The 13,648-nt window shown below is 57.3% G+C and carries 12 protein-coding genes; 7 read left to right on the forward strand and 5 right to left on the reverse strand.

Translation table 11 applies throughout. The annotated features are described in order from the left end of the window. Positions 1–216: 216 nt before the first annotated feature. Positions 217–1,095, forward strand: coding sequence for an ROK family protein (locus tag ACXKZD_RS19655; protein WP_050680282.1), 879 nt, complete (start codon positions 217–219; stop codon positions 1,093–1,095). A 114-nt stretch (positions 1,096–1,209) separates the two neighbouring features. Here the strand turns inward: ACXKZD_RS19655 and ACXKZD_RS19660 are convergent, their stop codons facing one another. The 3 genes from ACXKZD_RS19660 to ACXKZD_RS19670 all read right to left on the reverse strand — a co-directional run bounded on the left by ACXKZD_RS19660 (position 1,210) and on the right by ACXKZD_RS19670 (position 3,517). After that, positions 1,210–2,172 carry an Rpn family recombination-promoting nuclease/putative transposase gene (locus tag ACXKZD_RS19660; RefSeq protein ID WP_050680281.1) on the reverse strand — a complete coding sequence of 321 codons (963 nt, stop codon included), beginning with the start codon at positions 2,170–2,172 and terminating at the stop codon, positions 1,210–1,212. Between the two features lie 428 nt (positions 2,173–2,600). After that, positions 2,601–2,723 carry a hypothetical protein gene (locus tag ACXKZD_RS19665; protein WP_254920079.1) on the reverse strand — a complete coding sequence of 41 codons (123 nt, stop codon included), beginning with the start codon at positions 2,721–2,723 and terminating at the stop codon, positions 2,601–2,603. An 8-nt stretch (positions 2,724–2,731) separates the two neighbouring features. Beyond that, positions 2,732–3,517 carry a MipA/OmpV family protein gene (locus tag ACXKZD_RS19670; RefSeq protein WP_488982101.1) on the reverse strand — a complete coding sequence of 262 codons (786 nt, stop codon included), beginning with the start codon at positions 3,515–3,517 and terminating at the stop codon, positions 2,732–2,734. A 129-nt stretch (positions 3,518–3,646) separates the two neighbouring features. Between ACXKZD_RS19670 and ACXKZD_RS19675 the strand changes: the two genes are divergently transcribed. The 4 genes from ACXKZD_RS19675 (at position 3,647) to ACXKZD_RS19690 (ending at position 9,779) form a co-directional block, all read left to right on the forward strand. Continuing rightward, positions 3,647–4,345, forward strand: a complete 699-nt coding sequence (locus tag ACXKZD_RS19675; RefSeq protein ID WP_010256840.1) for a response regulator — start codon at positions 3,647–3,649, stop codon at positions 4,343–4,345. Further along, the gene (locus ACXKZD_RS19680) at positions 4,342–5,511 is read left to right on the forward strand and encodes a sensor histidine kinase (protein WP_033770228.1); all 1,170 of its coding nucleotides are present in this window, start codon (positions 4,342–4,344) and stop codon (positions 5,509–5,511) included. Before ACXKZD_RS19675 ends, ACXKZD_RS19680 begins: the two co-directional genes overlap by 4 nt. 93 nt (positions 5,512–5,604) lie before the next feature. Next, the gene (locus tag ACXKZD_RS19685; protein WP_488982102.1) at positions 5,605–6,738 is read left to right on the forward strand and encodes an efflux RND transporter periplasmic adaptor subunit; all 1,134 of its coding nucleotides are present in this window, start codon (positions 5,605–5,607) and stop codon (positions 6,736–6,738) included. Then, positions 6,735–9,779 carry an efflux RND transporter permease subunit gene (locus ACXKZD_RS19690; protein WP_311975357.1) on the forward strand — a complete coding sequence of 1,015 codons (3,045 nt, stop codon included), beginning with the start codon at positions 6,735–6,737 and terminating at the stop codon, positions 9,777–9,779. Before ACXKZD_RS19685 ends, ACXKZD_RS19690 begins: the two co-directional genes overlap by 4 nt. 50 nt (positions 9,780–9,829) lie before the next feature. Here ACXKZD_RS19690 and ACXKZD_RS19695 read toward each other — a convergent pair whose 3' ends face one another. Beyond that, positions 9,830–10,075 (reverse strand): hypothetical protein, encoded by a 246-nt coding sequence (locus ACXKZD_RS19695; RefSeq protein WP_010256845.1) that lies wholly within the window; start codon positions 10,073–10,075, stop codon positions 9,830–9,832. Positions 10,076–10,146: 71 nt separating this feature from the next. Continuing rightward, positions 10,147–11,052 (reverse strand): LysR family transcriptional regulator, encoded by a 906-nt coding sequence (locus ACXKZD_RS19700; protein ID WP_010671982.1) that lies wholly within the window; start codon positions 11,050–11,052, stop codon positions 10,147–10,149. A gap of 104 nt (positions 11,053–11,156) precedes the next feature. Here ACXKZD_RS19700 and budA point away from each other — a divergent pair, with 104 nt between their 5' ends. Together budA and alsS are read left to right on the forward strand one after the other, a co-directional pair. Continuing rightward, entirely contained in the window at positions 11,157–11,939 is a 783-nt protein-coding gene (gene budA, locus ACXKZD_RS19705) for an acetolactate decarboxylase (protein ID WP_050680278.1), read from the forward strand. A 14-nt stretch (positions 11,940–11,953) separates the two neighbouring features. Further along, entirely contained in the window at positions 11,954–13,633 is a 1,680-nt protein-coding gene (alsS, locus tag ACXKZD_RS19710; RefSeq protein ID WP_010256852.1) for an acetolactate synthase AlsS, read from the forward strand. Positions 13,634–13,648: the final 15 nt, after the last annotated feature.

Below are 13,648 nucleotides of genomic sequence, written 5' to 3' on the forward strand. Positions count from 1 at the left end.
CTGCCAGACACCCTCTCAGCGCGGGTAATACATCGAACGTCCTGAAAAATCATGCACAGCTGTTCCCTGTGTGCCGGGGTTTATCAAAACACCCTCTGTACAACACTCGCTTTATAAATCTGTACCTTTCCTGACAAAATTGCCTCCGCCAGACCTCCTGCCCTTTTTCTTTCAGCACTACAATTAATCGGATGAAAACAACCTCAGAGAACGTTAATGAAGATTGCAGCTTTCGATATTGGTGGTACCTCTTTAAAAATGGGCGTGATTGATGAGCAGGGAAATATTCTGACCAGTGAGAGTGCTGATATTTCCCATAATTCACGCGACAAAATACTTGATGAGATCCTGGCCTGGCTGGAGATAAATCCCGGCTGTGCTGGCATCGCCGTCAGCACGCCCGGTTATATTGATGCAGAAGCCGGATATATCGCCATGGGCGGCACCATTCGGGACTTCGACCAGTTTCATCTGAGCCAGTGGCTGACGGAAAAAACCTCACTGCCTGCCACGGTCGAAAATGACGCCCATTGCGCCTTACTGGCTGAACAGTGGCTGGGCAAAGCAAAAAAGCTCAGTGATTTCCTGATGCTAACTATCGGCACAGGATTAGGCGGAGCGGCCTTCTGCAACGGCGCGCTGATCCGGGGCGGTCGTAATCGCGCGGGCGAGTTTGGTTGCCTGCTGACTTCGCGCCCCACCAGCAGCAATATTGAACGCCACACAATGAGCCAGAGCTGTACCATGACGGCGCTTCGGGAGAATTACAGCCAGCTCATCGAAAAATCTTCCGACGACGTCACGGGTAAAGATGTCTTTGACGCATACGATCGCAAAGAAGAAGCCGCGCAGCAGGTGGTGAATAAATTCTACCAGGATCTTGCAGCCTGCTTATATAACCTCTTCAGCGTGTTCGATCCGCAGATGATATTTATCGGTGGTGGAATTACCGAGCGGGAGCCGTTCCTCGAGGAACTGGCAGAGCAGCTGGCAAAATATGATCTTGATATCCGCATTGATACCGCGACCTACGGCAACGACTCCGGCATGTTGGGCGCAACCTGGAATTTCCTGCAGCGTCAGCCAGACAAATAATGACTTGTAGTTCAGGACGTATGCAGGTTACACCTTTCTGATAATTATGATGATTTATCTGGTGCAGTATTCAAAACGATAACCCGGTCATGACCGGGTTTACTCTTGTTTATATTAGTGTCGTATTTGCGCCAAATCGTCTGACGTCAGGCCGGTCATTTCTATGACAGTTTTACGATCAAGGCCGTTTTGTAGCATAGTGCGCGCAATTTTCAGGGTAGCTTCACGCTGTCCTTCAGTACGACCTTCACTGCGACCTTTCTCAATACCACGGCGCTCACCAAGCTCGATACCTTCTGCGCGCCCTTTTTCGATCCCTTTTTGTTCAAGCTGCTGTGCGATGGTCATCAGTGCGTCTCCGTGTTGTGGCACCCGCTGTGCCAGTTCGCGAACGAAAGCTTCGTAGTCAACTGACTCACCAGCCTGCAGTAAATAGTGTATCAGCGTCATCACCTGGGGTGAAGAAAGATAATCGGCCATGAGTAGCGTGACCAGATGGTCAGTCAGGCTTGCAATGTCGCGTTGATGAATATGTTTCTGCAAAAGCGTCAGGGCGGCCATACTGCGATGAGTCATGATCTCGTCATCAGGGATGACCGTAATGTCCACCAGCGGGAAGGCGCCTCTATAAAGACTTTCCGCCACTACCGGATCATCAAATTCGTCGAACCAGCGGGTCGACCACGGATAGGGAGTGCGCTTACCGGTATAGAACAGCACAGGTATGACTAAAGGCAGCTTTTTATGGCCAGCTTCAAGGTGGCGCTGCATAGCAGCTACCGCATAACGTATCAGGCGGAATGCCATATGCCTGTCAGGGGTGGATTGGTGTTCTATCAGAACATGAATATATCCGTCACCGGTTGAGGTTCTGAGACTATACAAAACGTCACTGAAGTATTGACGCAAATCGTCTTCAACAAATGATCCGGACTCAAGCTTCAGTGTGGTGAGATCGCAGATTTTAAGCAATTTCTCCGGAAGGTGGATCTGCATAAAATCTCTGGCAACATCCGGATGCGTAAGAAACTGTCGAAAAGTAGCATCATGAGGTGTAGCACTATTTTTATTTTTCATCAGTTCAGCCCCTGTAAATTCCATGCGCTGCTACCACAGCGAAGAGGCTATCTTAATAGATCAGATTTTAATTTATAATATTTAAATCTTGCCCAATCTATATAGATTAACTACACCAATGCTCTTTTAAAAAATTTATTAGCAAGATGGATTACGACGCAATCTAAATTAACCACCTTGATTAATTTATATAGCGATAATTAAAACATCCGGATGCACCCGAAATTTCTTACGCTGACCATTAATGTCTGAACCGCTTTACGAAAAGTTAATTTTCTAATTAAGTTACGGCATAACCAGCCCGATCACGCTGTTTATACCGCAACAATCGCGTTAACACCGGGCGGTCATCATGCCCAGACACAGACACGCGTGTTGAGCGTCAGGATCAGCGCTGTAATGCTACCGACATACATTTAGCCCTCTCCCTATCCCCGTCCCGGCGCATCCAACAGGCTAAGCGCCACGCCTGTCAGGGTATAGACCACTACATACAACAGAATCAGTGCCGCAAGCAAAAGACGGTGGCTGCGCATCTCACTTTTCTTCATGGTGCCATTCAGAAGGTGTAGCTCAATGCCAGGGTGGCCGATGCGCCGTTGTGCCGTGCAACGATGGGGCTATCTGAAGCATGCTTATCCAGCCAGCTGTAGTCACCGATCACACTGGCCGCCCAGGCGGGTGTGAACTGATGGCTCCAAGTCAGGCTGGCGTCGGTGCCATAAAATCCACCCGCGGCGTCATAGCGTTCAAAACCACTGCGCGCACTTTGCTTGCTGTTAACGCCATACCAGGTATTCATATAACGCCCGTCGCCAAACAGTCCCACCACCTGCAGTGCCACGGTATCGTCACTGGTCTGCCAGGGGATCAGGGTTACGGAAGTCCGGTACTGCACACCCTGACTATCACTTAATGGCAGCGTCGCTTTGCCCTCCAGCACCAGCCACGGCGTTACCGACCATCCCAGCGCCAGCGCGGTGTTCATCGTTGCGTCGATGTTCCCCATGCCTCTGAGCCGGTCATCCCCATCTCGCCAGGATGAATTCTGGTCAGAACGGCCCAGCCCGTAGCCCAGCGTATGTTCCAGATACAGTCCATTATCTGCCTGCAGGTCATAGCCAATGCCTTTCTGTGAGTCTAAAAAGAAGGCCCCGTCGCGTGCCTGGATCACCGGCATCAGCTGCCAGTGCTGCTTATCGGCGCCGCTATAGCGTGGTGCATTGATACCTGCAATGCCCAGCGTGACGCTTGGCGGCGGCGTAGTCTCATCAGCCATGGCAGTCGCGGCACTGAATCCCAGCGAAAAACAGACCATGTGCAGCGTTATTTTTCCGGTTATCATCACGTTTCCTCATTATCACATCAGGTGCGGAGCTGAGGGGTTCAGAGCCGCGTCAATGGCCGGAGTATGCGAGGCGAGTGTCAATTAACGACCAGGGATTTATGAAGAAACAGTCAAGGTGATCCGAAAATGCAGTCAAAACGTGTACTGATTATTGAAGATGATGCTGATGCGGCGGGCGTACTTGAGGCCTACCTGAAACGTGAAAATTATGAGGTCATGATTGCCGGTGATGGGCCAGGCGGGCTGGATGCCGCCAGACGCTGGCAGCCCGATCTGATCCTGCTGGATATCATGCTGCCCGGCATGAACGGCACTGAAGTGCTGGCAGCGCTGCGACGTCGTGACGATACCCCGGTGATCATGGTAACCGCGATGGGTGATGCGCCGGACCGCATCGGCGCACTGCGCTATGGCGCGGATGACTACGTGGTCAAACCCTATCATCCGGGCGAAGTGGTGGCGCGCGTTCAGGCAGTACTGCGCCGTAGCCAGCAGAGTCAGGTACCCGCTGCAGAAACCCTGCGCTGGGCGGGTTTAGTGGTGGACCCGGTGGCACTCACCGCAGTGGTCGATAGTGACAGTGCTTCACCGCGCCGCCTCGATCTGACACCGACCGAATTTTCCCTGCTGGTCACCCTGATGCGCGCTCCGACGCGTCCGTTTACCCGCCTGTTTCTGCTGGAGCACTGTCTGCCGGAAAGCGATGCGCTTGAGCGGGTGGTCGATACCCACGTCTATAACCTGCGTCGCAAACTGGAAGCCGCGGGCATCTCTGATGTCTTACCGGCAGTGCGCAGCGTCGGTTACCGGTTCAGACAGCCATGAAGAACGATACGCATACCTCACTGTGGCGCTGGATCTGCATCCGGGTGCTGTTTCTGGCGATTGGCAGCGTGGTGCTCATTGCCATCTGTATGTGGCTGCGCTTCGCAGTGCAAGCGTACTGGGTCTATTACCGGATGCCGCCCGCGCTGCTGGATGAGTTCACCCGGTTGCGCCACCACCCTGCCAGCGATCCTGTGCGCTTTCATCAGATTATGGACCAGTGGTGGGGCATCAACTTCTCCGATCCGTCGCTGGCCTCGTCGGACTGGCTTACCGTGATCGTGCTGGTCGTGGTAACGATTCCGTTTATGGTGCTGATGGCGCTGCGTTTCGCCCGTCCGCTGTCGGCGCAGTTCAGCCAGCTGGCTACCGCGGCGCGAGCGGTTTCAAAAGGCGAATTTGGCCGATCGGCGGTAATCGTAAAAGAAGCCCCACAGGAGCTGGTACGTTTTACTGAAGATTTTAATCAGATGACGCAGCAGCTGGCGCGTTACGAGCGTGAGCTGCGCACCTCGCATGTGGCGATGGCGCATGAGCTTCGCTCGCCACTTACGGCGGCGATGGGCCGCCTGCAGGGGATTCTGGATGGCGTCTTTCCTGCCGAACCGCAACAGCTGGCAATGATCATGAAGCAACTGACGCAGCTCAGTCGCCTGACAGACGAACTGCATCTCTTGTCGCTGGCGGATGCCGGGCAGCTTACCCTGAACCGCGAGTGGTTTAATCTCAGCGAGTTACTGCGCGAGCGCTCCGGCTGGCTTCTGCCGCAGGCAGAACAGGCGGGGATTGCCATCAGCGTGACATCACCCAACGATCTGCGGCTGTATGCCGATACCTTCCGGCTGGGCCAGGTAGTGACCATCATCTGTGAGAATGCAATGCGCTACGCTGCCGACGGTGGCGCGTTGCTGATCACGGCCAGCCAGAACGATCAGGCGATCATAATGACCTTCCGCGATTATGGTCAGGGTGTGGAGCCGGACTTCCTGCCGCAATTGTTTGACCGCTTTACCCGCGCTGACTCCTCACGCGCCCGCCACTCCGGCGGCAGCGGTCTGGGACTGTCGATTGCCAAAGCGATTGTCGAGGCGCACGGCGGGTCGCTTCACGCCACACTGCCCGCCGACGGCGGTCTGCTGATCGGGATAACGCTGCCGACGAGATAAATTGTTCTGGCTTGACCATTTCTTGATGGTTCATGGAACGTTTCTGGACACATGCCGGGTTCAATGAGCACAACTCATTAAAGGAACCCGGTTATGACAGACTTCTTATCGGATGCTGCCCGCCAGGTGTGGCGTCATCTCTTCGGTATTCACATCTTTGCGCCGATCATCTTCGTGCTGCTCGGGGTATTCATCATGACCGGTTGCCGGGACAATAGTTCTGCTCCGCCTGCCGCCCCGCTCCGCCCGGTTAAATCGGTGATTGCTCCACCGCTCAGCAGTGATGCATCGCTGGTGCTGACTGGCGAAATCCGCGCTCATGAAGAGGTCGCGCTGGCCTTCAGACTGGATGGCCGGGTGGTGAGCCGTGCGGTTGAGCTGGGCGATCGCGTCAGCGTCGGGCAATCGCTGGCAGCGCTGGAAAATGATCAGTCACGCAATCAGCTAAGCAGCGCACGGGCCGATCTCGACAGCGCACGCGCCGCCGAACGGGTCGCCGCGCTTAACCTGCATCGGATGCGGCTGCTGATGCCCGGAGGGGCCATCGCCCGCAGCCAGCTGGACAGCGCCCAGGCGGACTGGCAGAGTGCACAGTCCCGCCGTCTCAGCAGCGAAGCGGCTCTGAAAAATGCCCAGGATAACCTCAGCTGGACTCAGCTGACTGCGCCTGCAGCAGGCCGGATCACCGCCATCACGGTTCAGCCAGGTCAGGTGGTCAGCGCCGGACAAAATGTGATGACGCTGGCAGCAGGGGATGCACGCGATGCGGTGTTTGACCTGACAACGCCTGCGCTGCTGCATCCTGATGATCGGACACCGCTGAAAGTAACGCTGCTCGCCGATCCCGGCGTGCAGGCCAGTGGCACAGTGCGTGACATCAGCCCGCAGGCCGATCCACAGACCCGCACATGGCGGCTGCGCATCTCACTGAATCAGCCGCCTGAGGCGATGGCACCCGGTGCCACAGTCATTGTCACCCTTCCCGATGCGCAGCCGCCGGTCATCGCCCTGCCCGCCAGCGCCCTGACCCGCTCCGCAGACAAACCCGCGCTGCTGGTCGTTGATGCGGCGTCACGCCTGCAGCTTCGTCCGGTAGTGCTGGCCCGCTTTAACGCGCAGCAAATCTTCGTCACTGCCGGGATCAAGCCGGGAGAGCGCGTCGTCACCGCCGGAGTCAGCACCCTGCAACCTGGCGAAAAAGTGGCGCTTTCGCAGGAGGCTCCATGAAAAAAACGTCTGGCTTTAACCTCTCCGGCTGGGCGCTGGCGCATCAGCAACTGGTGATCTTTTTCATGCTGCTGGTCATGGCGGCAGGTGTGCTGAGCTATGAACATCTGTCACGCAATGAAGACCCGGCGTTTACTATCAAAACCGCCGTAATATCAGCCCAATGGCCAGGCGCTGATGTGAACACCACGGTGCAACTGCTCACTGACGTACTGGAACAGAAAGTGCAGGAGATCCCGTCGCTGGATGCGGTTGAGAGCGAAACCCGCGCCGGACAAACCGTCATCTATGTCAACCTGCGCGATGACACGCCGCCCTCTCAGGTGGCCGGCATCTGGTACCAGCTGCGTAAAAAGATGCAGGATGTTGCCCCTTCACTGCCGCAGGGCGTGCAGGGTCCGGCCGTTAACGACGAATTTGATGACACCTTCGGCACCATTTATGGCTTCACGGCGGAGGGTTTTACCGCCAGAGAGCTACGCGACCGGGTCGATAACCTGCGTCGCAATCTGGCCAGTCTGCCCGACATCGGTAAAACCAGCCTGTTAGGTGTACAGGAGCAGCAGGTGGTTATCGCCTTTTCGCCGCGCAAGCTGAACGGCATGGGTCTCGATTTACAGCAGGTCAGCGACGCCATTAAAGCTCAGAACGATGTCGTCCCGGCGGGCAGCCTGCGTACCGACCGCGAGAATATTGCGCTGCGGGTCAGCGGCACCCTGACTTCGGTTGAAAATCTGCGGGCGATTACCCTGCATATCGGTGAGCGTTTTATTCCGCTGACCGATCTGGCCACCATCAGCCTGCAACCTGCCGAACCTCCGGCGCCGACGTTTAGAGTTAACGGCGTTCCGGCTATCGGGCTGGCGATCTCCATGGCCGGCAGCGGCAACATGCTCGATTTCGGTCAGCAGCTCAGTCAGCGCATGCAGATGCTGGCCAGTCAGTTACCGCACGGTATTACTATGACCCGCGTGGCCGACCAGTCTTCCGTGGTGAAAAACGCGGTCAGCGGCTTTGTCCGGATACTGGGCGAAGCAGTCGTCATCGTGTTAGCCGTCTCCTTTGTCTCGCTGGGACTGCGTGCCGGTCTGGTCGTTGCGGCGGCGATCCCGCTGGTACTGGCAATGACCTTTACCGGCATGTTAATGGCAGGCATCGGACTCCAGCGCATCTCGCTTGGCGCGCTAATCATCGCGCTGGGGCTGCTGGTGGATGATGCCATGATCACCGTCGAGGCAATGGTGGCGCGACTGGAAGCGGGCGACAGCAAGTGGCAGGCCGCCACCTATGCGTTTAAAACCACCGCCTTTCCGATGCTGACCGGTACGCTGGTAATGATCGCCGGGTTCATTCCGGTCGGGTTCGCCGCCTCCAGTGCCGGAGAGTATTGCTACTCATTGTTTGTGGTGATCGCCCTGGCGCTGCTCTGCTCGTGGGTCGTCGCGGTCATCTTCTCTCCGCTCACCGGCTGCTGGCTGCTGTCGGCCAGGCACATCAAGGCCGATAAGCCGCCGGGCGTGCTGACGCGCAGCTATCACCGGCTGCTGGAGGTGATTCTGCGTCACCGGCTGGTGACGATTGGCACAGCGATGGCGGTGCTGCTGGTCAGCCTTTACGCCACCACTTTTATGCAGGGTGAGTTTTTCCCTGCATCGGATCGCCCCGAGCTGCTGGTCAGCCTGACGCTTCCCGCCAGTGCAGCCCAGGCTGAAACCACCCGCCGTACCGCACAGCTGGAACAGATGCTGCGCAACGATCGGGATGTGGCGAACTACACCAGCTACGTTGGCTCGGGCGCAATACGCTTTTATCTGCCGATGGATGTGCTGCTGGATAATGAAAACATCGCGCAGCTGGTGGTGGTGGCGAAAGATCTGGCGGCACGCGATCGGCTGCGCAGCAGGCTGGAGCAGAAGCTGGCGGTGGATTTCAGTGATATCACTACCCGGGTATCGCCGCTGGAGCTGGGGCCACCGGTCGGCTGGCCGCTGAAATATCGCATCACCGGCCCGGATAATGCCAGGGTGCGTCAGGCGGCCGATCGGCTGGCGGCGCTGATCGCCCGCTCATCGCTGACACGCGAGGTCAATCTTACCGCCGGAGAGCCAGAACGGGTCATGACGCTGGCGGTGAACCAGACCGCAGCCCGCGCAGCCGGACTCTCTTCCGAAACAATAGCCACCTCGCTGAATACTCTGATGTCCGGCAGCGTGGTGACCACCCTGCGCGATCGTAACCGCCTGATCGACGTCGTGCTGCGCAGCAATGACCCGGAGCGGCAGGACACTGACACACTGGCAGGATTGATGATCACCAATGCCAGCGGACAGAAAATCCCGCTGCGACAGGTGGCAACCCTGAACTGGGGAGTGGATGACCCGGTGATATGGCGACGTCAGCGGCTGGCTTACATCACCGTACAGACCGATATTGCGCCCGGTCAGCGGGCTGAACAGGTCTCGCAGCAGCTCGCACCAGCCGTCGCCGCCCTGCGCGCCTCGCTGCCGGCCGGATACGGTATTGAAGAAGGTGGCGTGGCGGCCGAATCGGACAAAGGCAACGGTTCAGTGTTTGCTCTGCTGCCGGTAACAATCTGCGTCATGCTGGTCTTGCTGATGATTCAGCTGCAACGCTTCTCCGGCATGCTGCTGGCGCTGAGCATGGCACCGTTTGGCCTGCCCGGCATCGTATCCGCAATGCTGCCGGCTGGCACACCGCTGGGGTTCGTGGCGCTGCTGGGGATTATTGCCCTGGCGGGAATCATCATCCGCAACGCGGTAATCATGATCAGTGAAGTCGATGCGAATAGCCGGGCCGGACTGTCCGCGGGTGAGGCAATCCGGCAGGCTGCCCATCACCGTGCACGTCCCATTCTGCTGACTGCCTGTGCGGCAATACTCGGCATGATCCCCATCGCCCATCAGGTTTTCTGGGGGCCCATGGCACTGGCGATTATTGGCGGTCTGATCAGCGGTACGCTGGTAACGCTCACGGTGCTGCCCGCCGCGTTAAGTCTGTTGATGCAGCGCGGCTCACGTTAAAACAACACCCGGCGATCCCGTGCTGAGAACGGCGGGATCGCCGGAAAGGATCAGTTCATCACCTCGACCAGAATCAGCGGGCACTTTCTGACTTTGCAGGCCTGACTGTAGGCTAGCGAGCAGACCGAGCAGAGATCGCGCACGTCAGACTGGTACTCATACTCCATGAAATAGCGGAACTGGCCGCCCGCAGAATCTGTTCTCCAGAATCGCTGCGGCTCCAGAATTTCATCCAGTTGCCTGAATGTCAGGGCTGACGGGTTGTGAAACCCGACTCTTACGCGGTATGTAGTCATGCACCGATTATTGGCATCCCGGTCCCTGGCCGCCAGTTGGTTATTGTTTTCAGTTCAATAGCTGGCGCTTATCAACCCGCTTCGCCTGGTGCGGCAGGCTGTTCTGCCAGCAGCGCCAGCAGGTGCAGTACTGCTTTTGACGGGTGAAGCCGACGCCAGGCAAAGGCAACATCCGTAAATAGCGTGTTGTTTTCGATATCGCAGAAGCTGACCCCGGGGTTATCGACGCAGCGCATCGACTCCGGCACCAGCGCAATCCCGCAGCCCGCCGCCACCATGCCCAGCGACGTAGTGATCTGTGGAGCCTGCTGAAAAGTGTGGCGCGAAAAGCCCGCCCGCAGACAGGCAGTGACAATCAACTCATACAGGCTGGGCGAGACGTCGCGCGGGAAGATCACCAGGGTTTCTTCCGCCAGCGCGGATAGTGCCACGGTGGGTGTGCCGCTGAGGGGATGGCAGCGCGGCAGCGCAATCAGCATTTTCTCGGTGGAGATGACGCGCAGATTAAATGACTTGCTGCTTTCACACGGCAGCCGGATAAAAGCGGCATCCAGTAATCCCTCCTGTAAATCCTGCATCAGCAGAGACATATTCTCTTCGCGGGTCAGAAGCTCCATCGCCGGATAACGTTCTTTAAACTGGCGGATCAGGGTGAAGATGCGTGGATTAAACGCCACCGAGCTGGCAAAGCCCAGCGACAGCTGACCACTGATCCCGCGCGCAATACCGCGTGCGTTCTCCAGCGCCTGATCGGCCAGTTGCACAATCTGCCGGGCATCCGCCAGAAACGCTTCGCCCGCTTCGGTGAGTTCCACTCCGCGCGTCAGGCGCTTCAGCAACGGTGTGCCAATTTCCTGCTCCAGCCGCAGTATCTGCTGACTCAGCGGCGGCTGCGATATGCCCAGTATCTCGGCGGCACGAGTGAAGTGAAGCGTCTCGGCTACGGCAACAAAATAACGCAGGTGGCGAAGTTCCATATCAAAAACGTCTCAAAGTTAACAGGTTTCGCTATTGGACCCACCGACTGAATCGGTTCACCATTAGGTTAACACGGCTTAACGGTTAATCGATGAGGCATCAAATGAGCAATTGTGTAACTGATTGTTCCTGTGAGGATCAACTAAAACATACTGTCCTGAAGCTTTCACAGGATGCACCAGAAAGCGTTATCTATCAGACCTCTTTAATGAGTGCGCTGCTGAGCGGCGTTTACGACGGCAATGTCCGTATTGCCGACCTGCTGCGTAAAGGGGATTTCGGCCTGGGTACCTTTAACCGGCTGGATGGCGAGATGATCGCGTTTGACAGCAAGGTCTATCAGCTGCACGCCGACGGCAGCGCGCACCCGGCCGATCCGGCGCAGAAAACTCCGTTCGCCGTGATGACCTTTTTTAAACCGCAGCATATGTATGAATTTGACCGGCCGATGTCGCGTGAGGCGATCCATCAGGTGATCGACAACGAAATCACCTCCGATAACCAGTTCTGCGCGCTGCGCATCAGCGGTCGTTTCAGTCGCGTCGAGACCCGCACCGTGCCATGCCAGTGTCGTCCCTATCGCTCAATGCCGGAAGTGCTGGGCGATCAGCCGACCTTTGCCTTCAGCCAGCGCGCGGGCGAACTGATCGGATTCCGTACACCGCAATATATGCAGGGCATTAACGTTGCGGGCTATCACGAACATTTTATTACCGACGACCGCGAAGGCGGCGGCCACATTCTCGACTATGCGCTGGAACAGGGCACCCTGACCTTTGGTGCCATCAGCAAGCTGGTCGTGGATTTGCCGCAGGACAGCGATTTTCTCAATGCCGACCTGAACCCCGCCAATCTTGACGCCGCGATTCGTGCGGTAGAAAGCTAATCAGAGGAATGACGATGAAAACTCCAACCGATACCACACTCTGGACCTGTGGCGCTGACCTGGTGGTGGCGCAACTTGAGGCACAGGGCGTCCGCCACGTCTTTGGCATTCCTGGCGCAAAAATTGATAAAGTCTTCGACTCACTGCTGGATTCCTCCATCCAGACCATCCCGGTTCGCCACGAAGCTAACGCTGCATTTATGGCCGCCGCAGTGGGCCGTCTTACCGGCAATGCGGGCGTGGCGCTGGTCACCTCCGGGCCGGGCTGCTCCAACCTGATCACCGGCATGGCCACCGCCACCAGCGAAGGCGATCCGGTGGTGGCTATCGGCGGCCAGGTGAAGCGCTCCGACAGCGCCAAGCAGGTTCATCAGAGCATGGACACGGTTTCAATGTTTCGCCCAATCACTAAATATGCGGTTGAGGTCACCGACCCCGCTGCACTTTCTGAATGCCTGTCGAATGCGTTTCGCCACGCCGAACATGGCCGGGGCGGCGGTGCCTTTATCAGCCTGCCACAGGATATTGTCGATCAGCCGGTTACCGGCAAAGCGTTGAGCAGCAAAGGCCGCCCTGTACTGGGCGCCGCACCTGACTCAATGATCGACGCCGTCAGCGAGGCCATCGCCGGGGCTAAAAATCCGGTCATCCTGCTGGGATTAATGGCGAGCCAGACAGAGAACAGCGAAGCGATTCATGAGCTGCTGACACGCAGTCACATTCCGGTTACCAGCACCTATCAGGCAGCAGGAGCGGTCAGACAGGATCACTTCTCACGCTTCGCCGGGCGCGTCGGGCTGTTTAACAACCAGGCGGGCGACAGGCTGCTGCAACAGGCTGACCTGATCGTCACCATCGGCTACAGCCCGGTGGAATATGAACCGGCGATGTGGAACAGCGGTAACGCCACCCTGATTCATATCGACGTAATACCCGCTGAGACCGACAACCGCTATCTGCCGGACGCAGAACTGGTGGGTGATATCGCGGCCACAGTGCGTAAACTCGCCGCGCGCATCACTGCCCCACTCCAGCTGACCCCGGAAGCCGCCACCATCCTTGAGGATCGTCAGCAGCAGCGCAAATTGCTGGCGATGCAGGGTGCCAGCCTCAATCAGTTTGCTCTGCATCCGCTGCGCATTGTCCGCGCCATGCAGGACATTATTAACAGTGACGTCAGCCTTACCGTCGATATGGGCAGCTTCCACATCTGGATCGCCCGCTACCTCTACAGCTTCCGCGCCCGTCAGATCATGATCTCCAACGGTCAGCAGACGATGGGTGTGGCCCTGCCGTGGGCGATTGGTGCCTGGCTGGTCGAGCCGCAGCGCAAAGTGGTTTCAGTTTCCGGCGATGGTGGTTTCCTGCAATCCAGCATGGAGCTGGAAACTGCCGTCCGCTTAAAAGCCAACATTCTGCACATCGTCTGGGTCGATAACGCCTACAACATGGTGGCGATGCAGGAAGAGAAAAAATATCACCGCGTCTCGGGCGTCAATTTTGGGCCGGTCGATTTCAAAGCCTATGCCGAAGCGTTTGGGGCAGCGGGCTTTGCGGTGACCAGTGCGGCAGAGCTGGAGCCGACGCTGCGTAAAGCGATGGATGTTCAGGGGCCCGCCGTGGTCGCGGTGCCGGTCGATTACACCGACAACCCGCTGCTGATGGGTCAGCTGCATCTGAGCCAGCTTCTTTAATTTCTCAAAAAGGAA

It is taken from the genome of Pantoea sp. ABR1s (assembly GCF_057812235.1).